Annotated in this window: 27 protein-coding genes and 1 pseudogene; 10 read left to right on the top strand and 18 right to left on the bottom strand. The window is 70.3% G+C overall.

Features of this window, described 5'->3' with window-relative positions; all coding sequences use genetic code 11:
- Nucleotides 1–40: 40 nt before the first annotated feature.
- Nucleotides 41–1,288 (bottom strand): M20 family metallopeptidase, encoded by a 1,248-nt coding sequence (locus HEP85_RS24730; RefSeq protein WP_168529881.1) that lies wholly within the window; start codon nt 1,286–1,288, stop codon nt 41–43.
- Nucleotides 1,289–1,783: 495 nt separating this feature from the next.
- Nucleotides 1,784–2,227: an ATP-binding protein gene (locus HEP85_RS24725; RefSeq protein WP_168529880.1), complete on the bottom strand. Its 444-nt coding sequence runs from the start codon at nt 2,225–2,227 to the stop codon at nt 1,784–1,786.
- A 240-nt stretch (nt 2,228–2,467) separates the two neighbouring features.
- Between HEP85_RS24725 and HEP85_RS24720 the strand changes: the two genes are divergently transcribed.
- Nucleotides 2,468–3,349, top strand: a complete 882-nt coding sequence (locus HEP85_RS24720) for a DUF5753 domain-containing protein (protein WP_168529879.1) — start codon at nt 2,468–2,470, stop codon at nt 3,347–3,349.
- A 3-nt stretch (nt 3,350–3,352) separates the two neighbouring features.
- Nucleotides 3,353–3,550: a DUF397 domain-containing protein gene (locus HEP85_RS24715; protein WP_168529878.1), complete on the top strand. Its 198-nt coding sequence runs from the start codon at nt 3,353–3,355 to the stop codon at nt 3,548–3,550.
- Here the strand turns inward: HEP85_RS24715 and HEP85_RS24710 are convergent.
- The 5 genes and pseudogenes from HEP85_RS24710 to HEP85_RS24690 all read right to left on the bottom strand — a co-directional run bounded on the left by HEP85_RS24710 (nt 3,544) and on the right by HEP85_RS24690 (nt 6,073).
- Nucleotides 3,544–4,129, bottom strand: a pseudogene (locus HEP85_RS24710) (contact-dependent growth inhibition system immunity protein). The gene HEP85_RS24715 and the pseudogene HEP85_RS24710 overlap by 7 nt on opposite strands.
- A 22-nt stretch (nt 4,130–4,151) precedes the next feature.
- Entirely contained in the window at nt 4,152–4,463 is a 312-nt protein-coding gene (locus HEP85_RS24705) for an RNase A-like domain-containing protein (protein ID WP_168529876.1), read from the bottom strand.
- Complete coding sequence (locus HEP85_RS24700) at nt 4,460–5,134, bottom strand: hypothetical protein (protein ID WP_168529875.1); 675 nt, start codon at nt 5,132–5,134, stop codon at nt 4,460–4,462. The genes HEP85_RS24705 and HEP85_RS24700 overlap by 4 nt, the downstream gene beginning before the upstream one ends.
- Nucleotides 5,135–5,266: 132 nt before the next feature.
- Nucleotides 5,267–5,815, bottom strand: a complete 549-nt coding sequence (locus tag HEP85_RS24695) for a hypothetical protein (RefSeq protein WP_168529874.1) — start codon at nt 5,813–5,815, stop codon at nt 5,267–5,269.
- A 45-nt stretch (nt 5,816–5,860) separates the two neighbouring features.
- A complete protein-coding gene (locus HEP85_RS24690) occupies nt 5,861–6,073 on the bottom strand; it encodes a hypothetical protein (RefSeq protein ID WP_168529873.1) in 213 nt (70 codons plus the stop codon).
- 53 nt (nt 6,074–6,126) lie between these two features.
- On the opposite strand from HEP85_RS24690, the gene HEP85_RS24685 reads away from it, so the two are divergent.
- A complete protein-coding gene (locus HEP85_RS24685) occupies nt 6,127–6,321 on the top strand; it encodes a hypothetical protein (RefSeq protein WP_168529872.1) in 195 nt (64 codons plus the stop codon).
- A gap of 589 nt (nt 6,322–6,910) precedes the next feature.
- Here the strand turns inward: HEP85_RS24685 and HEP85_RS24680 are convergent.
- The 4 genes from HEP85_RS24680 to HEP85_RS24665 are packed head-to-tail and all read right to left on the bottom strand — an operon-like array spanning nt 6,911 to nt 11,712.
- A complete protein-coding gene (locus tag HEP85_RS24680) occupies nt 6,911–8,041 on the bottom strand; it encodes a hypothetical protein (RefSeq protein WP_168529871.1) in 1,131 nt (376 codons plus the stop codon).
- A gap of 38 nt (nt 8,042–8,079) precedes the next feature.
- A complete protein-coding gene (locus tag HEP85_RS24675; RefSeq protein WP_168529870.1) occupies nt 8,080–9,015 on the bottom strand; it encodes an N-acetylneuraminate synthase family protein in 936 nt (311 codons plus the stop codon).
- Between the two features lie 13 nt (nt 9,016–9,028).
- Nucleotides 9,029–10,336 (bottom strand): N-acylneuraminate cytidylyltransferase, encoded by a 1,308-nt coding sequence (locus HEP85_RS24670; RefSeq protein ID WP_329289956.1) that lies wholly within the window; start codon nt 10,334–10,336, stop codon nt 9,029–9,031.
- A 44-nt stretch (nt 10,337–10,380) separates the two neighbouring features.
- The gene (locus tag HEP85_RS24665) at nt 10,381–11,712 is read right to left on the bottom strand and encodes a DUF6716 putative glycosyltransferase (protein ID WP_168529869.1); all 1,332 of its coding nucleotides are present in this window, start codon (nt 11,710–11,712) and stop codon (nt 10,381–10,383) included.
- Nucleotides 11,713–11,910: 198 nt separating this feature from the next.
- Between HEP85_RS24665 and HEP85_RS24660 the strand changes: the two genes are divergently transcribed.
- The 3 genes from HEP85_RS24660 (at nt 11,911) to HEP85_RS24650 (ending at nt 15,697) form a co-directional block, all read left to right on the top strand.
- On the top strand, nt 11,911–12,891 hold the full coding sequence (locus HEP85_RS24660) for a glycosyltransferase family 2 protein (RefSeq protein ID WP_168529868.1): 981 nt from the start codon (nt 11,911–11,913) through the stop codon (nt 12,889–12,891).
- Nucleotides 12,888–14,222, top strand: coding sequence for a polysialyltransferase family glycosyltransferase (locus tag HEP85_RS24655; protein WP_168529867.1), 1,335 nt, complete (start codon nt 12,888–12,890; stop codon nt 14,220–14,222). The genes HEP85_RS24660 and HEP85_RS24655 overlap by 4 nt, the downstream gene beginning before the upstream one ends.
- A gap of 362 nt (nt 14,223–14,584) precedes the next feature.
- Nucleotides 14,585–15,697 carry an acyltransferase gene (locus tag HEP85_RS24650; RefSeq protein ID WP_248002516.1) on the top strand — a complete coding sequence of 371 codons (1,113 nt, stop codon included), beginning with the start codon at nt 14,585–14,587 and terminating at the stop codon, nt 15,695–15,697.
- A 178-nt stretch (nt 15,698–15,875) separates the two neighbouring features.
- On the opposite strand, the gene HEP85_RS24645 is transcribed toward HEP85_RS24650, so the two are convergent.
- Complete coding sequence (locus HEP85_RS24645; RefSeq protein ID WP_168529865.1) at nt 15,876–16,283, bottom strand: hypothetical protein; 408 nt, start codon at nt 16,281–16,283, stop codon at nt 15,876–15,878.
- Nucleotides 16,284–16,600: 317 nt separating this feature from the next.
- Nucleotides 16,601–17,269 (bottom strand): TetR/AcrR family transcriptional regulator, encoded by a 669-nt coding sequence (locus HEP85_RS24640; protein ID WP_348772423.1) that lies wholly within the window; start codon nt 17,267–17,269, stop codon nt 16,601–16,603.
- A 68-nt stretch (nt 17,270–17,337) separates the two neighbouring features.
- Here HEP85_RS24640 and HEP85_RS24635 point away from each other — a divergent pair, with 68 nt between their 5' ends.
- Complete coding sequence (locus HEP85_RS24635) at nt 17,338–18,762, top strand: FAD-dependent oxidoreductase (RefSeq protein WP_168529864.1); 1,425 nt, start codon at nt 17,338–17,340, stop codon at nt 18,760–18,762.
- Between the two features lie 207 nt (nt 18,763–18,969).
- Here the strand turns inward: HEP85_RS24635 and leuE are convergent, their stop codons facing one another.
- From leuE to HEP85_RS24620, 3 genes are all read right to left on the bottom strand, one after another.
- On the bottom strand, nt 18,970–19,620 hold the full coding sequence (gene leuE / locus HEP85_RS24630) for a leucine efflux protein LeuE (protein WP_168529863.1): 651 nt from the start codon (nt 19,618–19,620) through the stop codon (nt 18,970–18,972).
- A gap of 51 nt (nt 19,621–19,671) precedes the next feature.
- A complete protein-coding gene (locus HEP85_RS24625) occupies nt 19,672–20,250 on the bottom strand; it encodes a Uma2 family endonuclease (RefSeq protein WP_168529862.1) in 579 nt (192 codons plus the stop codon).
- Between the two features lie 92 nt (nt 20,251–20,342).
- Complete coding sequence (locus HEP85_RS24620) at nt 20,343–21,923, bottom strand: methylmalonyl-CoA mutase (RefSeq protein ID WP_168529861.1); 1,581 nt, start codon at nt 21,921–21,923, stop codon at nt 20,343–20,345.
- Between the two features lie 271 nt (nt 21,924–22,194).
- Between HEP85_RS24620 and HEP85_RS24615 the strand changes: the two genes are divergently transcribed.
- Nucleotides 22,195–23,049 (top strand): L,D-transpeptidase family protein, encoded by an 855-nt coding sequence (locus tag HEP85_RS24615; protein WP_211118054.1) that lies wholly within the window; start codon nt 22,195–22,197, stop codon nt 23,047–23,049.
- A 300-nt stretch (nt 23,050–23,349) separates the two neighbouring features.
- Here the strand turns inward: HEP85_RS24615 and HEP85_RS24610 are convergent, their stop codons facing one another.
- Together HEP85_RS24610 and HEP85_RS24605 are read right to left on the bottom strand one after the other, a co-directional pair.
- Entirely contained in the window at nt 23,350–24,429 is a 1,080-nt protein-coding gene (locus HEP85_RS24610; protein ID WP_369657826.1) for a hypothetical protein, read from the bottom strand.
- Nucleotides 24,429–25,091 carry an RNA polymerase sigma factor gene (locus HEP85_RS24605; RefSeq protein WP_168529860.1) on the bottom strand — a complete coding sequence of 221 codons (663 nt, stop codon included), beginning with the start codon at nt 25,089–25,091 and terminating at the stop codon, nt 24,429–24,431. The genes HEP85_RS24610 and HEP85_RS24605 overlap by 1 nt, the downstream gene beginning before the upstream one ends.
- A 503-nt stretch (nt 25,092–25,594) precedes the next feature.
- Between HEP85_RS24605 and HEP85_RS24600 the strand changes: the two genes are divergently transcribed.
- Nucleotides 25,595–25,861, top strand: coding sequence for a type II toxin-antitoxin system Phd/YefM family antitoxin (locus tag HEP85_RS24600; RefSeq protein WP_168529859.1), 267 nt, complete (start codon nt 25,595–25,597; stop codon nt 25,859–25,861).
- On the top strand, nt 25,854–26,117 hold the full coding sequence (locus HEP85_RS24595; RefSeq protein WP_168529858.1) for a type II toxin-antitoxin system RelE/ParE family toxin: 264 nt from the start codon (nt 25,854–25,856) through the stop codon (nt 26,115–26,117). Before HEP85_RS24600 ends, HEP85_RS24595 begins: the two co-directional genes overlap by 8 nt.
- The last annotated feature ends 77 nt before the right edge of the window (nt 26,118–26,194 follow it).

Here is a 26,194-nt window from a genome sequence, read left to right as displayed (position 1 = left end):
GGCTCACAGGACCTACGGGGACCCATAGCCGCTACGGGGCTTAGCGGATCGCGTCCAGCAGGGCCGCCGCGGTGAAGAGCTCGACTCCGACCGTGATGGCCGACTCGTCTGCGTCGAAGTCACCGCGGTGCAGGTCACGGGTGGTGCGCTCGCCCGGTGTACGGACTCCGAGGCGGGCCATGGCGCCGGGCACGTGCTCCAGGTACCAGGAGAAGTCCTCGCCGCCGAGGCTCTGCTCGGTGTCCTCGACGGAGTACGGGCCGCGCCGCGAGGTCATGGCGTCGTGGAGGAGTTCCGTGACCGCCGGGTCGTTGACGACCGGCGGGACGCCCCGGATGTAGTTGATCTCGGACTTGGCGCGGTACAGGTTCGCGATCTCGTCGATGGCCTCGTGCACCAGGTCGGGCGCCTGCCGCCAGGCCTCCAGGTCGAGGCACCGTACGGTTCCGGAGAGTTCGGCGTGCTGCGGGATGACGTTGCACGCGTGCCCGGACTCGATCCGTCCCCAGGTCACCGCGAGCCCACTGCGGGCGTCCACGCGCCGGGCGACGAGGGACGGCACGTCGGTCACGACACGCGCGGCGGCGGTGACGAGGTCGGTGGTGAGGTGGGGGCGCGCGGTGTGGCCGCCGGCGCCGTCGAGTGAGACCTCCAGCCGGTCGCAGGCGGAGGTGATGGGACCGTGGCGCAGTCCGATCCGCCCGGCGTCGACCTTCGGGTCGCAGTGCACGCCGATGATCCGCCCCACGCCGTCCAGTACTCCGGACTCGATGGCGTCGGGCGCGCCCCCGGGCAGGACCTCTTCGGCGGGCTGGAAGATGAGCCGTACGGGGTGCGGCAGCAGTCCCTGGCGGTGCAGCTCGGCGAGGACGAGCCCGGCGCCGAGGACGACGGTCGTGTGCACGTCGTGGCCGCAGGCGTGCGCGCGGTCGGGCACGGTCGAGCGGTAGGCGCAGTCACTCTTCGTGTCCGGGATGGGCAGTGCGTCGATGTCCGCACGCAGGGCGAGCATGCCGCGTCCGCCGTCCACCGCGCCGTCCGGTTCCCCGCTCCCGTCGATCCCGATGTCACAGATGAGCCCGGTCCCGATGTCGAGCACGCGGGGCTTGAGGCCCGCCTGCTCCAGGCGTGCCTTGAGCGCCGCGGTGGTACGGAACTCGTGGTTGCCGAGCTCCGGGTGCATGTGCATGTCGCGCCGGAACGCGATCAGCTCGGCACGCAGGGCGTCGGGCAGGGTGCCGGGGAGCGCCGCTCCCCCGGGGACATCGGCCTCGTGCTCTCGGGACATCAATTGGTTCACCCTTTGAAGGGTAGGGCGACGGGGCGGCCAACTGACCCACGATCAACAAAAGTTCAGCCCGTTAGGGGAAGAAACTTGGCCGCGCGACGCATAGGTTTCAGGTGGGATGGGTACGCTCGCCCGTCTTTCGGGACGATGGAATCTTGAGCCAGACGGTATGCGCGCCCTGGCCGGGCCGCATCCCGGCCGGGGGCCGACTGCCGTGTGCCGGACGACGGCCGACTGCCGCCGTGTCCGAGCCGGTGACCGACTGCGGTGACGGTCCGTGACCACGGGGCGGCGCGAACCCTTGATACGGGCCGCCGTCCCTCTCTCGATCCAGTCCGCCGGGGCTGCCCGCGGACTCCCATAGGGGAACGCTCGGGGTGTCCGAGCCCATTCCCGTACCCTACGGTCCCACAGACCTGAGCAAGATCATGCGCATGGATGCCGGGACACCACTCTTTGTCGACCGGGGTGCGAGCGCTTTGCTGATTCAGCGGGTCAGGCATCGAGGTCCCCGCGTATGTCCAGCTCCGCCCAGACGGTCTTGCCGACGGCGAGTTTCTCCACGGCCCAGCGGTTCGCGAGCGTGCGGACGATGAGGAGGCCGCGGCCGAACTGGTCGTCCGCGCCGGGCGTGCCGGGATGCGGAAGCCGCTCACCTCTCGGGTCGGTCACGGCGACGCGCAGCGTGGTGCCGGTCAGCGACGTCTCGACACGGAACAGACGGTCCCGTAAGCACCCGTGGAGCAGGGCGTTCGTACACAACTCGCTCGCCAGCAGGGCCGCGTCGCCGGCGACGCCGGGGTGGCCCCAGTCGACGGCGAGCTGGGCGACGCGTCTGCGGGCGCGGGAGATGTTGCCCGGGTACGGGGTGTAACTGACGGCGTCGTAACAGTCGTTGCCCTTGGCGGGTCGGGAGGGAGGAGGGCAGGAGTTGGTCACGGGGTGCGTCTCCTTGCGCGAGGGCGGGCGCCGGGTGGGGTGGCTCTGCCGCGCGGTGCCGGTTCGATTGGGGCAGTACGGGGCGCTTACGCCAGCCGGTGCCACTGAGTGGTCGACTGAAAACCGAAGGTAGTGGAGAGGCGATATTCCAGGCAAGGAGTCTCAGGGAAATATGTCTCCAGACTTGGCGGCTCTGCTCGACGACCTGCACACTGTCCGCGACCCAGGAGGTGATCCGACGTGAGCGCAGTCCAGTTCACGCGCGGCAACCGCGTATCCACCGTCCTCGCACGCAAGTTGGGCGGTGAACTGCTGACGCTGCGCGACACGGCCGGCCTGACACAGCCACAAGCCGCGGAGGCACTTTCGGCGACCGCGGCCAAGGTCGCCAAGATGGAACGGGGCTGGGTACCCTTCCGCGATCCCGACATCCAGATCCTGTGCGACTTGTACGGCGTGACCGATCCGAAGGCCGTGGAACGGCTGCTGAATCTCGCCAAGACGGACCGGGAGCGCCGCAAGGCCAAGGGGTGGTGGAACCAGTACCCCGAGCTTCGCTCTCTGGTCGAGTACGTGGCCCTCGAGGACATCGCGACCGGCATCCGTACCTGGCAAGGGGCCTTCGTCCCCGGCCTCTTGCAGACTCCGGACTACGCCCGGGCTCTCGCGATCGGCAACGCCGACTGGGACGACCCCGACGACATCGAGCGCTTCGTCGAGGCGAAGATCGCGCGGCAGGCACGCTTGACGGACACGAACCCTCTCAGCCTGTGGGCTGTCGTGGGCGAGGGCGCACTGCGCCAGCTCGTCGGCGGCCAAGAGGTCATGCGCGCACAACTGGCGCACCTGGCGGAAGCCTCCCGTCTGCCCAATGTCAGGCTTCAGGTGCTCCCCTTCTTCGCCGGTTCCCATCCCGGGATGACCAGCGCCTTCAGCGTCGTCTCGTTCGCCGAACCCGGCGCGATGGACGTGGTCTACATGGACACCACCTCGTCTACCCTGTGGCTGGAGAGCGAGGCCGATGCCGCGCGCCACAACGCCACATTCGAACGGGTTGCCCGGAGCGGACTCGCGCTTCGCGATTCCACCGCACTGATCGAACGTATCCGCAAGGAGCTGTGAGCCGTGCCGCACTTCGAGTTCGCCAAGTCCAGCCACAGCAGCGGCAACGGCGAATGCGTCGAAGTCGCCCGCAACATACCCGGCACCGTCGCCGTCCGTGACTCGAAGGACGTGGACGGGCCCATCGTCGTGGTCACCCCGTCCGCCTGGGCGGCGTTCGCTGTGCACGTGGGGCAGGGAACGGGGCGCGCGCCTCAATGAGCGGTGTCCGGCCCGTAGTCCGCGTCCGCGCGCGGCGACTCGAGTCGTTCGGCGACGAGGGTGAGCCAGGCGCCGGGGCTGTAGGGGGCGGGGGGTCGACCTCCATACCCAGTTCGGCGACGGCCAGCGCGTGGTCGGACTCGTCCAGATCCAGGGCGAGGAGTTCGCGCAGCTCACCGACCAGTCGGGCGACGAGCTGGGGGTGGATGCTTAAGCCGCGTAGTCGTCGACGGTGGCCGGGGGCGGGGCCGCGCCGGTCTCGACGCTGCGCTTGATGTGGTCGGCGAGGCATGACAGCCACTGCTGGATGTCCTGCTCGGGAAGCCCGACGTCCGGGATCACGTAGAACTCGCCGAGACGCAGGCGGAGTCGGCCGGGCGGGTTGCGGGCGTACTCCCGCAGCTGGGTCTCTGCCGTGGCCAGTGCCCAGGGACGGGTGTGCCAGGTGTGGCGGAGGTAGGCGGTCAGGGCCTGGCTGGGCTTGTCCGGGGTGTCGTCGGCGGGCTCCCCGGCGTAGGCGCGGATCACCTGGTCCAGTTCGCCGTGACGACGGTCGTGTTCGAAGGGGCTCAGGGGCACGGTGATCAGCCTCGACTGGTCTCTACAGGTAGACAGGAAGCGTGGCGTGGACGACGAAGCCGTGGGGGCGGGTCGCGTCGCGCTTGAGCACCACGCGGGCCGCGCGTACGTCCACGGGCTCGCGGCCGGCCAGCATCATCGCCTGGATCAGCACCCGGCCGACCGGCTCGGTGCGCGACGGCCACGACGCCTCGATCGTCAGACGGGGGCGGGTGGCCTGGGCGAGCCAGCGGTGGATGAGCTGCGCGTTGGCGGTGACGACCTGCTGGGTGGCCCATTGGGCGGTTTCGCGGTCGGGGTAGGTGGCGGAGCGGTTGGCGTTCGGCGCCGTCATCGTCCTGAGATTCCGTGCAGCTCGGCGAGGTGTTCATTTCCCATCCGGACGATCTCCCGCAAGACGTTGCTGGACACCCACGGAATGCTCTGCGAAAGCATCGAGCGCAGAATATTCGGATCCGGAAAGAGGAGCAGGGCTTCTTGCGCCTGCGCTATGAGAGCCGTTGCCCTGCTCGCGCATTCTCCGGGATGCATGCTGTCGAATCCGGCCGACAGACACGCGTCGAGCTTCTCGAACTCGTCGGTCTCCACCCAGTATTTGAAGTCGATCACTTCCGGAAATGCGAGGCGGGCCTCCCACGGAGCCATGGCAAGCTCCCCGTAACCGGGAACGGTCACGACATCGAGCTTACGGATGGCGGAGGCTGCGTCCGACAGATACTCCTGCACCGGACGGCCGCGGGCCGCGAGGGTCAGCCTCTCCTCGAAACCTGCCGGAAGCCGCGTTCGCAAGGAGCTCGCCAACGCCTCCGCGACAAGGTCCACCGTGGCCGCAGCAGTGGCCAGCGGCAGCGCCCAAGAAGCACTCCCAGTACGCCGCATGCTCCGGCAGAGCCGGGCAATCTCGTGCTCGAAGTCCTCGTCCTCCGAGGTGTTCACGCGAAGAGACAGGTCGAGCAACCGCGCAACAAATCCGTTGTTGAACACTGCCCCGATGTATGTGGTCAACGCTGGCGACACCTTTCTTGCTTCCTCTTGAACGCTCACGGACCCGGCAGTGTCGGCTCACGGCGTCGTGGGTGTGGAGGCGAGGACCACGAACTTCGGTTCCGCGGCTTGTTTGTAGCGCAGCACTGCTCGTCAAATGGGGTTGAACGACCAGAAGACACCGACCTCTTCCGGCGAGACGACGACGAATCCGAAGTCGCCGTCGTACTGAGTGAGAGACACCCAGCCGTCGACTCCGTCGGTGAGATCGGGCGACGGAGTCGCGCGGGCGCGGGTGATGTTGCTGTAGCAGGAGATCTGCTCCCCGTACCGGCTCAACAAGGTCCGGGCATCGGCATTCGCGCCCGCTGCCGCCTCCTCGTCCTGGGGCACCGAGCCCCAGTCGTAGGTCATCGTCACCAGCAGGCGCTCGGCCGTCTCCGGCGTGACGGGGAACAACCGCTCGTCCAAGATCTCGCGGGAGGGCGGGTGGAAGGGGAACGACGGACCGGCGGTCGTCCGCTCCTCCTTGTCCGTCTCCCAGTCGAGGACGTTCCAGCCGCGCGGGTCGTCCACTTCGTGGTTCATCACGGCCAGCACATCGTCCCGCCAGTCGGGGTGGGCGCTCGGGCCGGTCGCCGCGAACGCGTAGACGTCGTCGAGCAGGCGCAGGGAGGCTTCCTCCCATGCGGTTCGGTTCACCGTTTCCATTCTCGTTCCAGATCTCATTCTTCCCGACGGAATTGGTCAGCGTGCCGGCATGGAAGTCATGACGACGAAGGGGGGATCGAGGCTGGAGTCGTACTTCAGGCGGGTATCGATGTTCTTCACCTCCAGGGGCTTGGCGTTCATACCACCCTGCTTGAAGCCGGTCGTCGGATCGTTCGGGTCGTACGGTTGCTTCGTGACGCTCGTACCCGTGACTTCCCCGTCGGGTCCCGGACCGACCAGCTTCTTCACTTCCCCGTCCTGGGGCAGTGGCGGCCCGTCGAGCGTCGACCATCGTCACCAGCGTGCGGCGCAGCTTGCGCGGGGCCACGTCGGAGATGAACAGCGCGGTTCCCACGGCCAGCGGCACGGAGAGCGTCACCGCGACGGCGGCGATCAGCAGGGTGCCGGTGAGCACGGCCGCGATGCCGAAGTGGTGGACGTCCGGCTGCCATGCGGCGGTGGTGAGGAAGGAGAAGCCGGTGGCCTTGAGCGCCTGACCGGCCCTCAGCAGCAGGAAGAGGCCGACTCCCGCCATGATGGCGAGAACGACGACACCGCTGGCCGTCAGTTGATACCGGAAGATCCGGTCACCGAGCCCACGGGCGGCGGCCGGCCGCCTGGGCGCGGGTCTGTCGGAATCCGATCTGTCGGACTCCACATGTGCGGACGCCACGTGTGGTCCCCCCACTACGTCAACGGAACAGGCGTGCGGCGACCGATTGGTGCCGTGCGGGGAGATTCAATGGCCGGATCGTGTCGGCCCAACGCGCGACCTATGGACGAATCGCGAACAGCCTGTGTCTGTTCGGTGCAGTAGGTGTGGAGAAGTTCGGGAAAACCTGTGAGTCGGTGTGCGCCGTCCCGAATGCGGGGCTTGTGGGATTCACCGTCCCGGTATCGCCGAGGTTGTGGCCGAAAGTGCCCCTCGTCCCGTCGGCCGTGACCCTCAACGCCGAACGCCCCGCCCAGAGTCTGGGCGGGGCGAAAATCCGGCGGGTCTCCGCTGGGAGTGGCCGGGCGTCGGTGAACGGGGGACGGTCGTCGCCGTCCGCCGGGTGTCGCGGGCGGGCGCGCGGCGCCGGTTCCCTACGCCGTCGCGACGGAGGACAGCCGGTGTACGTCCCGGGCCGTGCCGGTGACGCCCGAGAGGAACCCCTGGGCGCGCGGGGAAGCCGTCTCCGTCAGCCAGGCCGGGTCGATGTCGCAGACGGCGACCCGGACGTCGGTCCCGACCAGGGCCAGCGGCAGCGTGTGCACGACGGTCGAGGGGAAGCTGAGGATCGTACGGCCGATGGGGCCGCGGCGGGCGATGAGTTCGAGGGGGAGGTCGGGGCGGACGATCTCCAGCCCCGTCTCGACGGCCAGCCGGTGGAGCTTGTCGGTGCTCTCGCGGCGGTGGGCGAAGTAGCGGGTCGCGCCGTGGGTCTTGGCGAGGGAACGGACCGCCTCCAGATAACGGTCGGGGTCCACCACGCCCGTCTCGACCAGGGAGGTGCCGACCAGGTCCGCGCCCTTGGTGATCCGGGGCGGCCCGAAGCGGGCGCGGGTCCAGGAGAAGTCGTTGGCGGTGATGGTGACGCCGTCCGGCGCCGAGTCGATCGGCATGGAGGAGAAGACCTCCACCCGCCGCCCCTCACTCGGGGTGAGCCGGCGGCGGGCAGACGACGAGATCGGGGCGAACAGCACGTCACGGGCGCCGGGACGGCCCCCGCGCCGGTGCCAGCGCACCAGGCGTTCACCGCGGGCCAGCTGGGCGACGAACTCCATCGTCGCCGTGCCGTCGTCCACGACCACCAGGTCGCGTGCCTTCGTGATCGTCAGCAGGAGCTGCACGTAACGGGAGAACGGGTCTCCCATGACGATGCGGCGGGCTCTGCGCAGCAGCGGGGCCAGGCCGCCGATCGTGTGGAAGGGGGCGGTGGTGCCACCGCGCGCCTCCTCCCAGCGGACCTGGTAACCCTCGTCACGGGCCAGTTCGGCCATGCGACGCAACTGACCGCGGGTCATCGGGTCGTTGGGAGAGAGGACGACGAGGGTGAGCCCCGCGCCGGCGGGCCGGACGGACGAACGGTCCGGTCCCGTGCCGGGTGCCCGGTCGCCGGCCTCCGTCGCGTGCGGGGCGTGGACATGCGCCCACTCCAGCACGTTCAGGAGCTGTACCGGGCTCTCGACGAAGGCCAGCGTGTGGGGGCCGGGGGTTCCGGCGCGGGGGCTCATCGGCGTACGACCGTCCCGTCGTAAGGAAATCAGGGCGTTCAGACCGAGACCGGCTCGCCCGCGGCGGCGGCGATCTCCGACTCGGCGACGACGCCGGTGACGCGGCGCAGCTTCTTCATCGGGCCGAGCTCGGACTCGTAGACCTTCTTGACACCGTCACCGAGGGAGGCCTCGATGGTGCGGATGTCGCGGACGAGGCGGGTGAGGCCCTGCGGCTCGACGGAGGCGGCCTGGTCGGAGCCCCACATCGCGCGGTCCAGGGTGATGTGACGCTCGACGAAGGTGGCGCCGAGGGCGACCGCGGCGAGCGTGGTCTGCAGGCCCGTCTCGTGACCGGAGTAGCCGATCGGAACGTTCGGGTACTCGGCCTGGAGGGTGTTGATGACGCGGAGGTTGAGCTCCTCGGCCTGCGCCGGGTAGGTCGACGTGGCGTGGCACATCAGGATGTTGTCGCTGCCGAGGACCTCGACCGCGTGGCGGATCTGCTTCGGCGTCGACATGCCGGTGGAGAGGATGACCGTGCGGCCGGTGCCGCGCAGGGCGCGCAGCAGCTCGTCGTCGGTCAGCGAGGCGGAGGCGACCTTGTGGGCCGGGACGTCGAACTTCTCCAGGAAGGCGACGGCCTCGGTGTCCCACGGGGAGGCGAACCAGTCGATGTTCTTGCTCTTGGCGTACTCGTCGATCTGGCGGTACTCGTCCTCACCGAACTCCACGCGGTGGCGGTAGTCGATGTAGGTCATGCGGCCCCAGGGGGTGTCGCGCTCGATGTCCCACTGGTCGCGGGGGGTGCAGATCTCCGGGGTGCGCTTCTGGAACTTGACGGCGTCGCAGCCGGCCTCGGCGGCGGCGTCGATCAGCTTGAAGGCGTTCTCGAGCTCGCCGTTGTGGTTGATGCCGATCTCGCCGACGACGTAGACGGGCTGGCCGGGGCCGGCCGTCTTCGAACCGAAGGTGCGCAGGCGGGAGTTGCTCATGGTGAGACGTTCCTTACTTGTCGAGGGAGTCGAGAGAAGGGCCGAGGATCCAGCTGGCGATCTCTCGGATCGCGCCGTCGCCGCCGGGGACGGTGGTGACCGCGCGTGCGGCGCCGCGCACGACGTCGTGGGCGCTCGCGACCGCCACCGGCCAGCCCACGAGGGCGAAGCACGGGAGGTCGTTGACGTCGTTGCCGACGTAGAGCACGCGCTCAGGCGCGATGCCCTGCTCCTCGCACCACTGCTTCAGTGCGAGGTCTTTCCGGTCGATGCCGTGCAGGACCGGGATCTTGAGCTTCCGGGCCCGGGCGGCGACGACCGGGTTCTGTTCCGTGGACAGGATCAGCATCGTCAGCCCGCTGTTGCGGAGGGCGGCGATACCGAGTCCGTCCCCGCGGTGCACGGAGACGAACTCCCGTCCGTCGGAGTCGATCAGCACCCTGTCGTCGGTCTGGGTGCCGTCGAAGTCGAGGACGACCGCGTCGATGTCGGCGGCGGTCGGGAGGGTGCCGGGGCGGTTCGCGTCGAAGAGCGGCGCGAGGGCCCTGGCGCGGGCGAGGTCGTGCGGGTCGTCGATCTCCAGCACGCGGGCCGGGTCGGTGCGCACGAGTTCGGTGCGGCCGAAGAAGCGGTGCTTCGCCTCGCGGAAGCCGGTGGCCTCCATCGCGTAGACGGCTCCGGTCTCCAGGAGGTCCTGGGGGCGGTCCTGGCGGCGCGGCCGGAAGGACTTGTCGTGGTTGACGCCGTAGCCGCCGCTGGTGCCGGTGTCCGTGACCAGGGTGTCGGTGCCGCCCGCGACGGCGGAACGCTCGGCGTCGGCCGCCACCGGGACGGCGGGCTCGTCGTCCCCGTCGCGCCAGACGAAGCCGTGGAAGGGGGCCACGGTCAGCGCCGTGTCCGCGTCGTTCGCGACGATCGCGTCGACGACGCCGTCCACGTCCTCGCGGACGATGAACGGGCTGGTGCACTGGACGAGCAGCACCACGTCGACCGGGGAGCCGTGCAGCGCCTCGTGCGCGTCCATGGCGTGCAGGACGGCGGCCTCGGAGGTGGCGGTGTCACCGGCGATGGCGGCGGGACGCAGCACGACCTCGGCGCCGGCCTGGCGGGCGGCGGCCGCGATGGCCTGGTCGTCGGTGGAGACGACGACGTCCGTCACCAGGCGGGCGGCGCGGCACTCGCGCACCGCGCGGGCCACCAGCGGTATGCCGCCGACCGGGAGGAGGTTCTTCGCGGGGACGCCCTTGGAGCCGCCGCGCGCGGGGATCACCGCGAGCACGCGGCGCACCGGCGCCTGTCGGCCCGCTTCCGAGTTGGTCATGCGCTGTTCTCCTTGACGAGGAAGGCTGGAGGGATCGGCGGCGGTCACAGCTCTCCCATCCGCCGGATCACCGGAGCCACGCGCTGCACTCCGTGGCGGTAGGCACCGCGGGCCGCCCGGCGCACGATCTGCCGTACGGGGCTGGGCTCCTTGTCGGCCGTGGGGGCGCCGGGCAGCGGGCTGCCGTCCGGGGCCAGGTGGTGGCGGGCGAGGATCCCGGGCAGATAGCCGGGTGCGGTGACCGGTGTGTAGTAAGGGGTCAGGGGCGGCAGCCCGGGGCCCGTGAGCAGTGCGGCGATGCGGGTGCGCGCCTCGTCGAAGGCCGTCTCGTACGAGCCGTCGGCCGCCACGCCCTGCCGGGCCACCCACGCCGGATCGGGTGCCGGCTGGTGTCCGGTGTCGAGCTGGTCCCAGGAGGCGAGGCAGCCGGAGCCCACGAAGTGGTGGTTGCCGAGCGACTCGCGCACCCCGAGGTCGCTGAGGACGACGGTGGGGATACGGCGGTGCAGGGACTCCAGGGCCGCCGTGGAGCTGATGGTCACCAGCAGGTCGGTGCGGTCGAGCACCTCGCCCATGTGTCCGTACACCAGGCGGAAGTTGGCGGGCAGATCGGTCTTCTGCGCCAGCTTCTGGTAGGGCAGCTCCTCGATGTGCGTGGTGTGCTCGCCCGGCTTGGAGCGCAGCTTCAGCAGCACCTCGCGGTCGGGGTGCAGGCGGGCGTGGGCGATCAGCCGGTCCAGCAGGTACGTACGGTCCTTGCGGCTCTCCGGTACGGAGGGCTGGGCGGCGAAGACGACCGTGTACGGGTCGTTCTTCCGGTAGGCGGCCCCGCCGAGGAAGGGCAGCGCCACCTCCGTCACGGACGAGGCGTCGGCGCCCACTCCCTCGTACACGTCCCGGAAGCGGTCCGCGTCCTGGCGGGAGTTGGCGAGGACCAGGTCCGCGCCGTGCCGCAGCAGCAGGCCGTCGGCGAGCTTCTCGTAGACGACACCGACGTAGCCGGTGACGACCACGGGCCGCTCCTCACGCCCGTCCCAGAGGTGGGCCAGGCCGTGCAGGACCGCCTGGACGGCGCCCCCGACGAGGGCGAGGACCAGGACGTCGTAGCGCTCCCGCTCCATGGCGCGCAGGAATTCGACGGCGGTCACTTCGCGGAGGGAGTCCGCGCGGACGCCGACCTCTTCGAGCTGGCGGGCGGTGGGGGTGGCACGGCCACGCAGGAGGTAGCCGTCGAGGCGGAGGTCCGAATCCTGAATGTCCGTATTGGACGTTTCAGTCGGTGATATGCGGTTCGCGGTGAGCGAACCCCATTTCCACCGTGTGTCGGAATCCGCGAGAACGGCGACCCGCAGGGACTTCCTGGTACTTGCTGGCACGTCCAAGACGCTAGGAAGCCATTCCGAGTAACGGCCCAACCTGAATGCAACAAACGGTTAACAGCACATCGCCGAATGGCGAATCAGGCCGCGAACCATCGAGAAATCAGCCTGGTTCACGGCTTCGCCACGCGTCGTTCACCTGACATCTCACCAACGGCCAAGACGAATGCCGGACCGCCCCCTAACGTCACGTGGGTGGTCAAGCTCTCCGTCATCGTGCCGTTCTACAACGTGCAGCAATACGCACCCGACACCCTGAAGAGCCTGCGTGCGAACGTGCGCGAGGACTTCGAATTCATTCTCGTCGACGACTGTTCGAGCGACGAGACACCGGAGATTCTCGCGCGCGCGGAGCGCGAGCTCCCGGGCGCGGTGCATGTCAGACATGAGAAGAACGGAGGGCTGGCGACCGCGCGCAACACCGGCATCGACGCCGCGCGCGGCGAATACCTCACGTTCCTCGACGGGGACGACTGGCTCGCCCCCGGATACTACGAGCAACTCGTCACCGCCATCGAGGATCTGGGCTGCGACTTCGTCCGTACGGACCATGTCCAGTGCACCGCGCGGGCCCGCACCATCCACCGGGTCCCGCACGGCCGCCGGGGCGTCGTGATGAACCCCCGGGACGCCATACTGCCCTCCGACCGGTCCACCTCCGTCGACTACGCGTACGCCTGGGCGGGCATCTACCACCGCCGCCTGGCCGACCGCGGACTGCTGCATTTCACCCACGGACTGCGTACGGCCGAGGACCGTCCGTGGATCTGGAAACTGCACCGCGAGGCCGAGTCCTTCGCCGCGGTGAGCCTGCTGGGCGTGTTCTACCGGCGTGGTGTCGCCTCCTCCCTCACCCAGATCGGGGACGTGCGCCAGCTGGACTTCATCCGCGCGTTCGACCAGGTCGTGGCGGAGACCGCCGAGGACCCCGACGCGTCGAAACTGCTGCCCAAGGCCGTGCGCACGTACTGCGCGATCATTTCCCACCATCTGGGATCCATGGAAAGGTTCGAGCCGCCCGTGGCGCGGAAACTGAAGTCGATGAGTGCGGCGGCACTGCAGCGCATGCCTCAGGACGTGCTCGACGAGGCACTCGACTCGATGGACGTCCAGCGGGCCACCCGGCTGCGCCGGCTGCGCCGCCGTCCCACCGCGGGCGCAGGGGTGGCAGCGTGACGACCCAGATCTTCATGGCGTCCACGCTGTACGGGACCGCGACGCTCGCCGCGGCCCTGGACGCCGACTGCTTCGGCCCCGCCGACCGGCGCATCCTGCTCGTCTCCAACAACGCGGCGACGCCCGAGACGACACCCGCCGTGGACGAGATGCCCGGCTTCGGCCGGCTGCGCGGCCGCTTCGACGACGTGCTGTCGTGGAACGAGACGATCACGCCGTTCCACCCCGGCGGCTGGGCCCCGCGCCTGGACGACACGCCCCTGTGGGAGCGGCATCTGCGGCTGGCCTGGAACCTCGGCGACGACGACATCGAGCTGGCCGTCGAGTCGATCCAGGTCAACCCCGCGCTCGGCCTCGCCCAGATCTTCACCGGCGCGCCCGTCACCGTGTACGCGGACGGCCTGATGAGCTACGGCCCCACCCGCAACAAGATCGACCCGCTGGTCGGCACCCGGGTGACCCGCCTGCTCCACCTGGACCTGGTCCCCGGTCTGACGCCGCTGCTGCTGACCGAGTTCGGCGTCGAGCCCGAGATCGTGCCGACGGACGCGTTCTCGAAGGTGCTCGCCGAACTGGTCGACACCGGCGACGAGTTGCCGTCGATCGACGAGCCCGCGCTGCTGCTCGGCCAGTACCTCTCCGCGCTCGGCATCCTCACCGCCGAGCAGGAGGAGGACCTGCACGTACGGATGCTCAGGGGCGCCGTCGCGCTCGGCCACACCCGGGTCGTGTTCAAGCCGCACCCCACGGCGCCGGCCCGCTGGTCGCGCGTCCTGGAGAAGGAGGCGGGGAAGCTCGACGTCGACCTGACGGTGCTCGACACCCCCGTCCTCGCCGAGGTGCTGTACCAGCGCATGCGTCCCGCGCTCGTCGTCGGCTGCTTCTCCACCGCGCTGCTCACCGCGTCCGCGCTCTACGGCCTGCCCGTCGCCCGCATCGGCACCGACACACTGCTGGACCGTCTGGTGCCGTACGAGAACAGCAACCGCGTCCCGGTCACGATCGTGGACGCCCTGCTGCCGGAGCTGACCGACAAGGCGGCGGTCGCCGCCCAGCGCGTGGGCATGACCACGGAGGCGCTGAGCGGGCTCGTACGGGCCGTGGGCTACGCGATGCAGCCGAAGATCCTGCCGGACCTCCGCCCGGCCGCCGAGCGCTATCTGACGCAGCACCTGAACACCCACACCTGGCGGTACTTCAAGCGCAAGCGCCTCACCTCGCTGGCGCTGCCCGGCGCGGTCCCGGCCCAACTGGCCTTCCTGCCGCGCAACGCCACGGTCCGCCGTGTCGCGCGCCGGGCACGCAGTCTGCGCCGGGCCGTACGGCGCTGAGCGTCCCACCCAGAAATCCCCGCGGGCGTGGGGGCCGGTTCACGACGAACCGGCCCCCACGCCCGTTTCGCATTCGCCCGTCGGCGGGGTGATCCGCCCGTCGTCGACCGGGTTCGCCCTTTCCCTCTCGCCGACCCGCCCTTTATCCGCGAATTGGGGGTGACCGAGGAAATGGGGAACCGGAAGCGACGGGCGGGTGAACTCATGGCGTCCGTACGGGGAATCGTCACCTGGACAATCGGATGCTTCCTCCGAATCGGACTAGCGTGCTGTGTGTAACCCGTCAGCATGAACCGCCCGCGAAGAGGAATTCCGTGACCAACACCCCCCAGGACACGCGCGTGACGTCCGAGGGTCCGGCGATCCGCGCCGTCCTTCCGGCGCCCGACACCCGCCCGCCGTCGCGCGCGAAGCCCCGGGAGTCCCGTCTGCGCGCCCTGGACGGGCTGCGGCTGATCGCCGCGCTGATGGTGGCGGCGTACCACTACGGGGGCCGCGACGGCGAGGTCACACAGGCCTGGGGCACTTCCCCCAGGCACCAGTTCCCCAGCCTCCACTCGTACTTCGCGTACGGCTGCCTCGGTGTCCAGATCTTCTTCGTGATCAGCGGCTTCGTGATCTGCATGAGCGGCTGGGGCCGGCCGCTCCGCTCGTTCTTCGCGTCCCGCGCGTCCCGGCTGCTGCCCGCCTACTGGGCAGCGGTGATCATCGTGACGGCCGTGTTCGCGCTGCCGGTGGTCGCGTACAAGACGGTCGGACCGAGCGATGCCCTGCTGAACCTGACGATGCTCCAGCAGCCGCTGGGTGTGGACCGGGTGCTGGGAGTCTGCTGGACGCTGTGGGCGGAGGTCCGGTTCTACGCGCTCTTCGCGCTCTTCATCGTCCTGCCGGGCGCCAACCGTCAGCGCGTCATCCTCTTCTGCGCGGGCTGGACCCTGGCGGCGGCGATCGCCCAGACGGCGAACGAACCGCTCCTGAACACCGTCCTGATGCCGGAGTACGCCCCGTACTTCATCGGTGGAGTCGGCCTCTACCTCCTCCACCGCAACCGGCGTGACGCGTACGCCTGGGGCATCGTGGGCGTGAGCTGGCTGATCGGCCAGCACTACGCGGTGGACCGCCTGTGGCACGCGCCGAACCCGGAGTTCTTCTCCTACCGCAGCTCGTACGGCATCATCCTGGTCGTCACCCTCGGCTACCTCGCCGTCGGCGCGATCGCCCTGGGCTACCTGAACTGGGCGAACTGGCGCTGGCTCACGGTCGCGGGCGCCCTGACGTACCCCTTCTACCTGGTCCACGAGCACCTGGGCTGGGTCGTCATCAAGGCCTACCACCGCACCCTGCACATCCCGTCGTACGGCGCCCTCCCGCTGACGGTCGCGACGATGCTGCTGCTGGCCTGGCTCCTCAACCGCTACGTGGAGAACCGGCTCACGCCGAAACTGCGCGCGGCGCTGGCGAAGCCGCGGGCGTAGAGACCCTTCCGACAGGCGAAGACGGTCCCCACCGGGCCCGGTTCACCGGTGCCGAATTCGCCGGCGTAATCGAGTACGACGGGAATCGGCACCGGGCGCGGTATGCGAAGGGAAGTCGAATTCGGACTTTCCCGTTTCCGGGTGGTGCGGTGACCACCCGGAAACATCTGTCCGCGGTTCAGCAGTGGTCGGTGGACGTGCCGTACCAACCGCCCCACGTATTGGTGGCGTAATCGTCGTAGTTGCAGTAGTAGTTTCCGGTCTCCGTCACGACCTTGACGGACTTTCCGACAGAGTCCTCGAAATAGGCGACGAAGCGCAGGGCGCTGCCGTTGCCGGGCATCTCCTTCCAGCTGCCCGCCCCCGACCAGGTGTGCCAGATACTCCCCGACGGCGCGACGCCGAAGCACTCGGACGGCCCGTACTGCCAGGCGACCAGGTCAGCGCCGTACCCGTTGAGGTTCCCCGTGACGCCGAGACACGTGACGGACGCCGCCGCCGCGGGCGTGGCGGAAAGCCCCACCGCACCTCCGGCGGCAAGCGGCAGGGCGGCGAGAACGACCGGCAGTCGGAATCGAGACTTCACGAGCTCTCCTCTGCTGATTCGGTGATGCTGACGTTTTCCCGGGCCGCACGTTACGGAGGTGAAAGCAGATGCCACAAGGGCGATTTCCAGCTCGCCAAGGGAACGGATTCCACGATTCCAAGAAGAGGGAAAGGCCGAGGAATTCAACTTCCCGTCACCCTCTCGACCCGCACACGGCGCACAGCGTGGGCAGCAACCTGAACGCGGGATCGCCGCACGGGAAAAGAGCGTCGGCCCACGTTCCGCCGGGGCCGGCGGCAAAGGTGCCGTCGAGTCGGCCCCGCCGGGAGAGTCCCCGTCCCCCGGCCCCGGCCCGCTCAGTCGATCCCGTAGTGCGCCCCGATGCCCGCGATCACCAGGGCCAGTCCTTCCTCGAAGTGGCGGCCGTAGTCCTCGAAGATCTCCGTGCCCGCCGCGGCCGACAGGGGGAAGTCGGCCATGCGGCGGGCGCGTTCCGTCACGTCGTAGCCCTCGCGGCGCTCGCCCGGCAGGGGCTGGACGCCCTGCTCCTCGGTGACGAAGCCGATCGTGTACAGGTACGTGGTGGACGTCGCGCGGACCGCCTGGGTGAGGGTGAACCCCGCCTGGGTGAAGAGCGTCAGCGTCCGCTCCATCTCGACGGCGTGCAGCGTGCCGGTGAAGCGTGAGCCGCTGAAGACCTTCGCCCCGTCGCGGTAGCCGAGCAGTGCCGCGCGCAGTCCGCGGTTGGCGGTGAGCAGCCGCTCCCGCCAGCCGTCTCCCGGAGCCGCCCCGGCGTCCTCGACCATCCGCCGGTACATCTCCGTGGCCATCTCGTCGAGCAGCTCCTGCTTGTTCCGGAAGTGCCAGTAGAGCGCGGGCGCCTGGACGTCCAGCTCCTTGGCGATGGCCCGCAGGGCGAGGCCGTCCAGGCCCGTCTCGTCGAGCAGCCGCAGGGCGGTCTCGACGACCTGCTTCCTGTCCAGCTTGGGGGATCGCCGGGATCGCTGGGGTCTCTGGGTAGCCACGCTTGACAGTTTAACGCCGTTAAGGGGATGCTCCCGGCATGGAACTTAACGGCGTTAAGGAGAGGCTCGTGAACGTGGACGTACTCGTCGTCGGCGCCGGTCCGACCGGTCTCGCCCTCGGCGTCGACCTGGCCAGGCGCGGGGTGGACGCCCTCGTCGTGGAGCGGGCCGACGGGCTGTTCCCCGGCTCGCGCGGCAAGGGCATCCAGCCGCGCACGATGGAGGTCTTCGACGACCTCGGCGTCCTCGGCGCGATCCGCGCGGCGGGCGGCGACTACCCGGTCGGGATGATCTGGCAGGACGGCCGCCGGGCCGGTGAGCACCTGATGTTCGACCCTGCCGAGGCGGGCGACGACTCGCCGTACACCGCGCCGTGGATGGTGCCGCAGTGGCGCACGCAGGAGATCCTCTTCGCGCGGCTGGAGGAGTCCGGGGGCCGAGTCGCCTTCGGCCGCGAGGTCGTCGCGGTCGCGCAGGACGAGGACGGTGTGACCGTGGAGTTCGCCTCGGGCGCACCGGTCCGCGCCCGGTACGTGGTCGCCGCCGACGGCGGCCGCTCGGCGGTGCGGCGCGCGCTCGGCATCGCCATGACCGGGGAGACCGTCGACCCCCACCCGATGCTGGTCTCGGACGTGCGGATCACGGGCCTGGACCGCACCAACTGGCACGTCTTCCCGCCCCTCGAGAACACCGGCGGCTTCCTCGCGATCTGCCCGCTGGCCGGCACGGAGGACTTCCAGGTCGTGGCGCAGTTCCCGCAGGGCACGGACGTCGACCTCTCCCTCGACGGCATCCGCGGGACCGTCGCCGAGCGCTCCCACCTCTCCCCCGAGGCCGTGACCGAGGTGCGCTGGGCCTCGGACTTCCGGCCGCGCACCGCGCTGGCGGACCGCTTCCGCGCCGGGCGGGTCTTCCTCGCCGGGGACTCGGCCCACATCCACTCACCGGCCGGCGGCCAGGGCCTCAACACCAGTGTCCAGGACGCCTACAACCTGGGCTGGAAACTCGGCGCGGTGCTGAGCGGCGGGGCCCCCACGTCCCTCCTCGACACCTATGAGGAGGAACGTCTGCCCGTCGCCGCCGACATGCTGGGCCTGTCCACCCGGGTGCACCGCGGCGAGGCCCGTCGCGGCGCCGCGACCCGCCAGCTCGGCCTCGGCTACCGCGGCTCCTCCCTCGCGGTGGAGACCCGCACGGACCTGCCGGAGAAGGCCTTGCGGGCGGGCGACCGAGCCCCCGACGCGACCGTGGAGGGCGTACGCCTCTTCGACGTGTTCCGGGGACCGCACTGGACGCTGCTGACCGTCGGCACCGAGGAGGAACCGCCGCCGCTCCCGGGCGTCCGCACCGTGCGGATCGCGTCGTACGACAGGTACGGCACCGGCGTCTTCCTCGTCCGCCCCGACGGCTACGTGGGGTGGGCGGGCACCAGTGCGCGGGACCTGCCGCGGTACGCGAACCGGGTGGGGCTGACCGCCGGTCAAGGGCTGTGACCAAGAAGTCCGCGGGGCCCGCACGAGGCGGGCGCGGGCCGGGCGGTCGGGCCCGGTCGGCTCGGGTCGGGTCGGCTCGGGTCGGGTCGGGTCGGCTCGGGTCGGGCCCGGTCGGGCCGGGCCGGGCCGGGTCGGGTCGGAGGCACCGGCCAGGGCGGCCGACCCGCACGCCCACCGGCTCCGCCCCGGGATCCGGGCGGACAGCCCTCAGGCGCTGGCGAGCGTGAGCTTGACGGCGAAGCCGAGGAAGAGGGCGCCCGCGGCGGTCGTGGCGCCCGCGGACAGCCGCCTGCGGCGCCGGAAGGCCTCCGCGAGTCTCGTCCCGCTGAAGATCAGCGCGGTGAGGTACAGGAAGCTCGCGAGCTGGGCGAAGGCACCGAGGACCACGAAGGACAGGGCCGGATAGGCGTATCCCGGGTCCACGAACTGCACGAAGAAGGCGACGAAGAACAGGATCGCCTTCGGGTTGAACAGGCTGATGACCAGCGCCCGCCGGAACGGCCGCTCCTCGGCCGCCGACTGCTCGGGGAGTTCCTCCTCGACCCGCTCCCGCCGGGTCCGCCACATCGTCCACGCGGCCCGCAGCATCCCGAACGCCAGCCACGTCAGATACCCGGCCCCGGCGTACTTCACGATCCCGAACAGCACGGCGTTGCCCTGCAGCAGCGAGGCGACGCCGGCCGCCGACAGTGTCATCAGCACCGTGTCCCCGCACCACACGCCCGCGGCGGCCGTGTACCCGGTACGCACGCCACGCCGGGCGGCGACGGACAGCACGTAGAGCGAGTTCGGTCCGGGGAGCAGAACGATCAGGACAAGGCCCGCCAGATAGGTGGGGAGGTCGATGACACCAAGCATGAAGAGGAGTGTCGCACGGGGGTACGACACCCCGCGTGCCCGTCCCGCGGTTCAGTCACCGTCGAGGAGCGTGTCCACGGAGAGTTCGAGGGTGACGCCGACGGACTCCGGGATCGGGACACTCTGCCCCCGCCCGTAGCGCTCGGGGGCCGGATACTTGCCGTTGACCGGATCCCGGTGGAGGAGCACCTCGTCGTGCTTGCGGTCGGCCACGAGGTAGACCGGGATGCCGGCCTCGGCGTAGCACTCGACCTTGGGACCGAGGTCGTCGGACCAGTTCGACGAGGTCACCTCGGCGACCAGGCGGAAGACGTTCGGGGCGTAGCAGTTCTTCTGCACGAGGGCGTCCCGGAAGTCCTCGTCGACGAGGGAGAAGTCGGGAATGGCGTAGTCGTCGGGCAGTGTGGGCAGCCAGAGGCCGACGCCCTGGACGTACCTGAGCCCGGCCTTCCGGGCTCCCGCCCTGTCGAACGCCACGACCAACCAGGACAACGACAGTGCATGCGAGCCGTCAGGCGGCGGTGTCACAGTGAGCCTCCCCTGGAGAATCTCCACGCGGTGCCCAGGCAGTGCACGGGAGAGCAGGTCGGCGGCTTCGCTCAACGTCAGCTCGTGTTGCAGTACGGCCACGGCATCCTCCTTTTCAGGGGTCACTCTCCTTGAGCGTATCCGGGGGCGTGCGGCTTTCGCCCCCGATCACCCGTACGGAGGAATCGCCCAGGTCAGAAGGCATCCGTCGGCACGTAGGTCCCCCAGACCTCGCGCAACGCGCCGCACACCTCGCCGACCGTGGCGCGGGCGCGCAGGGCGTCCTTCATCGGGTAGAGGACGTTGGCCGTGCCCTCGGCCGCCGTCTTCAGGTCGGCGAGGGCCGCCTCGACCGCCGCCCCGTCGCGCTCGGCGCGCAGCCCGGCGAGGCGTGCGGCCTGCTGGGCCTCGATGGCCGGGTCGACCCGGAGCGGCTCGTACGGCTCCTCCTCGTCGAGCTGGAAGCGGTTGACGCCGACCACGACCCGCTCGCCGGAGTCGGTCTCCTGCGCGATGCGGTACGCGCTGCGCTCGATCTCGCCCTTCTGGAAGCCGTGCTCGATGGCGCTGACCGCGCCGCCCATCTCCTCGACCCTCGTCATGAGGTCGACGGCGGCCGTCTCGACGTCGTCGGTCATCCTCTCGATGACGTACGAGCCCGCGAAGGGGTCGACGGTCGCCGTGACGTCCGTCTCGTAGGCCAGCACCTGCTGGGTACGCAGGGCCAGACGCGCCGACTTGACGGTCGGCAGCGCGATCGCCTCGTCGAAGGAGTTGGTGTGCAGCGACTGGGTGCCGCCGAGGACCGCGCCCAGGCCCTGGACGGCCACGCGCACCAGGTTCACCTCCGGCTGCTGGGCCGTCAGCTGCACGCCCGCGGTCTGCGTGTGGAAGCGCAGCATCAGTGACTTGGGGTTCTTCGCGCCGAACTCCTCGCGCATCACGCGGGCCCAGATGCGGCGCGCGGCACGGAACTTGGCGACCTCCTCCAGGATCGTCGTACGGGCGACGAAGAAGAAGGACAGGCGGGGAGCGAAGTCGTCGACGTCCATGCCCGCCGCCACCGCCGTGCGGACGTACTCGATGCCGTCCGCGAGGGTGAACGCGATCTCCTGTGCGGGGGACGCGCCCGCCTCGGCCATGTGGTAGCCGGAGATCGAGATGGTGTTCCACTTCGGGATCTCGGTCCGGCAGTACTTGAAGATGTCCGCGATCAGACGCAGCGAGGGTTTGGGCGGGAAGATGTACGTGCCGCGCGCGATGTACTCCTTCAGCACGTCGTTCTGGATCGTGCCGGTCAACCGGGAGGCCGGGACCCCCTGTTCCTCGCCGACCAGCTGGTACATGAGCAGCAGCAGCGCCGCGGGGGCGTTGATCGTCATCGAGGTGGAGACCTTGTCCAGCGGGATGCCGCCGAACAGGATCCGCATGTCATCCACCGAGTCGATCGCGACGCCGACCTTGCCGACCTCGCCGTGCGCGATGGCGGCGTCCGAGTCGTGGCCCATCTGGGTGGGCAGGTCGAAGGCGACCGAGAGGCCCATCGTGCCGTTCGCGATCAGCTGCTTGTACCGCGCGTTCGACTCCACCGCCGTGCCGAAGCCGGCGTACTGGCGCATCGTCCAGGGACGGCCGGTGTACATCGACGGGTACACACCGCGGGTGAAGGGGTAGGCGCCGGGTTCGCCCAGCTTCTCCGCCGGGTCCCAGTCCTTCAGGACCTCCGGTCCGTAGACCGCTTCGATGGGCAGTCCGGACTCCGACTCGCGCGACATTGCTGTGCCTCCCGCTGGGTTACTCACTGGTAGGTCCGACCCTCGCGACGGACTGTAGTGGCGGCCGTGCGCCCGGTGGAGAGACCCGGGCTGGGACCTTGCTCACAGACCGGTGCGCGTACCTGTTCCCCTCTCGTGGCGCACACCTTCGCTCTCCACCATGCCGTGCGGTTCACGACCGGTCACGCGCGGGGAACATCCTCAGGGTGTCTCCCAGGGGTATACCTGGCACATCGGCGTGCGGTGGACGGGTGAGACGACGGGGGTTCGAATGCGCATCACGGGCAGGGGAAGATCACTGGCCGCTCTGCTGGCGCTCATCGCGGTGAGCGGCTGCCGGGCTCAGGCCGTCGACGCGCACGGGACGCGGACGCCTGTGAGGGCGACGACCGGCTCCGCGGCCGCGTCGGACGACGCCAAACCGAGTGCGGGGAGCGCCGTGCCGGGTGCCGCGTCCCGGGATCCGGGCCCGACCGCTTCCAGGACACCACCTCCCAAGGTGCTGTGGTCCCGCGGCGACCGTGGCCGGGACGTCCGCGAGGTCCAGGCCCGGCTGCGCCAACTCGCCTGGCTCTTCGAGGGCCCGACGGGGACGTACGACTTCGCGACGGTCACCGCCGTACGCGGCTTCCAGGGCAAGCGGGGGCTCGCGCGCACCGGCGAGCTGGACGCCGTGACCTGGCAGCGGCTGCTGTCGATGACGCACGAGCCGGCCCGGTGGGAGCTGTACGCGTTCGGCGGACAGCCCGCGGCGCCGCCCGACCCGCGCTGCATGACCGGCCGGGTGCTGTGCGTCAGCAAGACGAGCCGCACCCTGCGCTGGATGGTCGACGGAAGGACCGTCTCGGTGATGGACGTGCGGTTCGGCGCGCAGTACACCCCGACCCGCGAGGGCGTGTTCAGCGTGAACTTCAAGTCCCGCTACCACGTGTCGACGATCTACCACACGTCCATGCCGTACGCGATGTTCTTCAGCGGCGGCCAGGCGGTGCACTACTCCGCCGACTTCGCGGCCCGCGGCTACGCGGGCGCCTCGCACGGCTGCGTCAACGTACGGGACGAGGGGAAGATCGCGGCGCTGTTCGCGCAGGTCCGCACGGGGGACAAGGTCGTCGTGTACTGGTGACGGCGGGTGCGGGGCGCTCAGTGTGTGCGGGGCGCGGGCGGGACCGGGGGAACGTGTCCCGCCCGCGCCGGTGTGCACCGAGCCTGGGTACGGGGGGAACCCCGGCTCGGTGCGACGGCCGATGACCAGTCGGCTCACCCAGTACTGCGTCGACGCGGCCGAAAACGTCACACCGGCGCGGGAAAAAGTTCAAAGAAATACGAAACCGCAGCTCAGGACGAGTGAGTGACGGGCCCTCGCCGGCCGGTGACCGACGGCGGCATCCGCCGTATGGCCGGGAACCGATGGCCGGGAAGCGGCTCAGACGGCCGACCGACGCGGCAACGCGTCGTCCGCCCGCGCGGCGTCCCGCACGGCCGAGGACAGCGCCGACGCGAGCGGCTGCTTCGGTGCCAGGGCGGACGGCGAGGCCGGGGTGAAGACCCCGCTGTGGTGGTGGCCGTTGTCACCCGGGACCATGTGGCCGCCGTCGTCGCCACCCTCGCCGCCGCCGGAGCCGTGCCCGGAATCGTGGCCGCCCTGCCCGTCGCCCTGACCGCCCCGGTCGTCCCGGCCCTCGCCGGAACCGGCTCCCGTCCGGCCCAGGACACGCTTGCAGAACGTCTTCACCCGGCCGCCGCCGCCCGCCGCGTCCGTCAGGACGCGTCTGCGGCCGGCCTCCAGGTTCTTGCCGCCCAGGACCTCCCGGCACGACGAGCGCGTCCTGCTCCACCACTCGTGGGAGCGGGCCGGCCGACCCGGCTCGGACGAGGGGGACTGTCCGCTCGCGGAGCCGCCGGCCACCACGTCGTCGGAGGAGCCGGAACCGGCCGGCCCACTCGCCGTGGCACCGGGCAGCGGTACTTCGGAGCCGTCCGCCTGCGACTCCCCCGGCGACGGCGAGACCATCGGGTGCTGCGGCGTCTGCGCCGCGGAAACCGTGGCGGCCGGGTGCGGCCTGTCATCACGGAACGGAGTCGGCAGCACTCCGGTTCCGGCGGCGACGGCGACCCCGCCGATCATGCCGACGGCCAGCACGGCGGCCAGCCCGAAACGCACCGGCCGACCCCAACGGGCCCGGTGACCGCCCGGACCGGGGCTGCCCAGACGGACCAGACCGGCGTCGGCGGAGTGCGCGGCGGCCCGCGGGTCCCGGCCCGCGGCGAGCTGGGCCGGGACTCCGTCGCGGCCGGCGCGGGCGGCCCGGAACGCGGCCAACGCGGCGGCCTCGCCGGGCAGTTCGGCACCGCCCGGAGCGGGTTTCGCGACCAGCGAGGCGAGCGCCTCGGTGAGCCGCTCCACGCGTTCCTTGGTGCCGGCGTCGACGGTCTCCAGCGGCTCGCCGCGCAGCAGACGCTCCGCGGCCTCGCGGTCCAGCCACCTGTAGTCCTCGTCGGCCATCACATGTCCTTCTGCGTCCGCGAACGCGTATGCGTCACACCGGCGGACGTCACCGCGCGTGTGCGCGACTCTCGTGGTGGGGGGACCGCGCCGAGCGCGACCGCGGATTCCGGATCGCCGCCGATCAGCTCCGCGAGCCGCTTCAGACCCCGGTGCGCCGCGGTGCGGACGGCTCCGGGCCGCTTGCCGAGGGTCTCGGCCGCGGACTTGGCGTCGAGGCCGACGACGACCCGCAGCACCACGGCCTCCGCCTGGTCCTGCGGGAGCTGGGCTATCAGCGAGAGGGTGCTGTCGGTGGTCAGCGCCTCGATGGCCTCGCCCGCGGTGTCCGACTCGGCGGCCTTGCCCGTCAGTTCGGTCTCGTCGCCGCCGATCGCGGGGCGGCGCCCGCGCATGCGTATGTGGTCGAGGGCGCGGTTACGGGCGATCCGGGCGGCCCACCCGCGGAAGCGGTCGGCGTCACCGCTGAACCTCTCCAGGTCACGGGCGATCTGCAGCCAGGCCTCGGAGGTGACGTCCTCCGCGTCCGGGTCACCGACCAGCGTCCGTACGTATCCGAGCAGCCGTGGATGCACCGCGCGGTACACAGTCCGGAACGCGGTCTCGTCCCCGTCCTGCGCCGCAAGCACCGCGGTGGTCAGCTCCGCGTCGTCCCCCAGCACCCGCGCGCCCCTCTTTGCGCCTGAACCGGCGCCGCTCTCGCGGACCGGGCTCTCGCCGTTGTGGTTGCCTGTCCTCCGCGCCCCGGCGCGAATGGCACGTTACGGCCTGAAACAGCTCCCCGTCCACGTCCGTACAACTTGCAACTATGTCGTGACGGAGCGAGGTGTGACACAAAACGCAGTCGCGGCGCTGTAGAGAGTACGGGCCGCCGCGCGGCCCGTGCCGCGCGACGGCCGGGGCCTCTCCTGTGGGGGGTGGCGGCCCCGGCCGTTGCCATCGGCACTCCGGACGGGCGTCCTCGGTACGCCCCCGCCGCCTCTCGTGCGACGCGCCCGGCCCCACCCCGGACCAGGCCCCAACCGCTCCCTCGCTCCTACTTCACCTTCCCCGGCTCCTCCGGCTCCTCCGGCTCCTCCGGCTCCTCCGGCTCCGCCCCGACGTCCGGGTCCCGGCCAGGCCACCGCCGTTGTGTACACATGGAACATCCGGTACCTTTGAGCGCATGACGCAGATGCCCATAGAGTCCATTCGTGACGTCCGCGCGCACCTTGCCGAAGTCGTCGAGCGAGCCGATCGCGATGACCAGCCCACCGTGATCACGCGACGAGGAAAAGAAGTCGCCGCCGTCGTCTCGATCGATGTCCTACGCAAGTACCAGCAGTGGGAAGAGCGCGAGATCAACCGCATCATCGACGAGCGGATGGCGAACCGCTCGGCCGGCGTCCCCATCGAGGACATCATGAAGGAAACCCTGGCGCGCAGTGAGTGAGTACCGCACCGTCTTCCGGCCCGAGGCACAAGCCGAACTCCGGAAAGTCCCCCGCGACACGGCGCTGCGCATCCTGGCCAAGCTGACGGAGCTGGAGAGCGACCCGCTCGGATTCAGCACCACGGCGCTCGTGTCCCAGCCCGGTCGCCGTCGCCTCCGAGTCGGCGACCACCGCGTCATCTACACCATCGACGACGGCGAACTGGTCGTATGGGTCGTTCACGTCGGACACCGCTCCACGGTCTACGAGACGTGAGGTCCCGTCCGGAGAACCGGACGACGGTCCCGGCGGAACCGCTGCCCGTGCTGCGTCGCGCTGACGAGGCCGCTCCC

This window comes from Streptomyces sp. RPA4-2 (genome assembly GCF_012273515.2).
GTDB lineage: Bacteria > Actinomycetota > Actinomycetes > Streptomycetales > Streptomycetaceae > Streptomyces > Streptomyces kaempferi.
The sequence above is the reverse complement of the archived record's forward strand: the minus strand, read 5'-3'. Positions and strand labels throughout refer to the sequence as shown.

What these genes read in the sequence shown, in the direction of transcription:
- HEP85_RS24730 (WP_168529881.1), bottom strand. Translation starts at nt 1,288, where the DNA reads ATGTCCCGAGAGCACGAGGCCGATGTCCCCGGGGGAGCGGCGCTCCCC.
- HEP85_RS24705 (WP_168529876.1), bottom strand. Translation starts at nt 4,463, where the DNA reads ATGACGGCGCCGAACGCCAACCGCTCCGCCACCTACCCCGACCGCGAA.
- HEP85_RS24680 (WP_168529871.1), bottom strand. Translation starts at nt 8,041, where the DNA reads ATGAGCCCCCGCGCCGGAACCCCCGGCCCCCACACGCTGGCCTTCGTC.
- HEP85_RS24675 (WP_168529870.1), bottom strand. Translation starts at nt 9,015, where the DNA reads ATGAGCAACTCCCGCCTGCGCACCTTCGGTTCGAAGACGGCCGGCCCC.
- HEP85_RS24670 (WP_329289956.1), bottom strand. Translation starts at nt 10,336, where the DNA reads ATGACCAACTCGGAAGCGGGCCGACAGGCGCCGGTGCGCCGCGTGCTC.
- leuE (WP_168529863.1), bottom strand. Translation starts at nt 19,620, where the DNA reads ATGCTTGGTGTCATCGACCTCCCCACCTATCTGGCGGGCCTTGTCCTG.
- HEP85_RS24620 (WP_168529861.1), bottom strand. Translation starts at nt 21,923, where the DNA reads ATGTCGCGCGAGTCGGAGTCCGGACTGCCCATCGAAGCGGTCTACGGA.
- HEP85_RS24615 (WP_211118054.1), top strand. Translation starts at nt 22,195, where the DNA reads ATGCGCATCACGGGCAGGGGAAGATCACTGGCCGCTCTGCTGGCGCTC.
- HEP85_RS24610 (WP_369657826.1), bottom strand. Translation starts at nt 24,429, where the DNA reads ATGGCCGACGAGGACTACAGGTGGCTGGACCGCGAGGCCGCGGAGCGT.
- HEP85_RS24600 (WP_168529859.1), top strand. Translation starts at nt 25,595, where the DNA reads ATGACGCAGATGCCCATAGAGTCCATTCGTGACGTCCGCGCGCACCTT.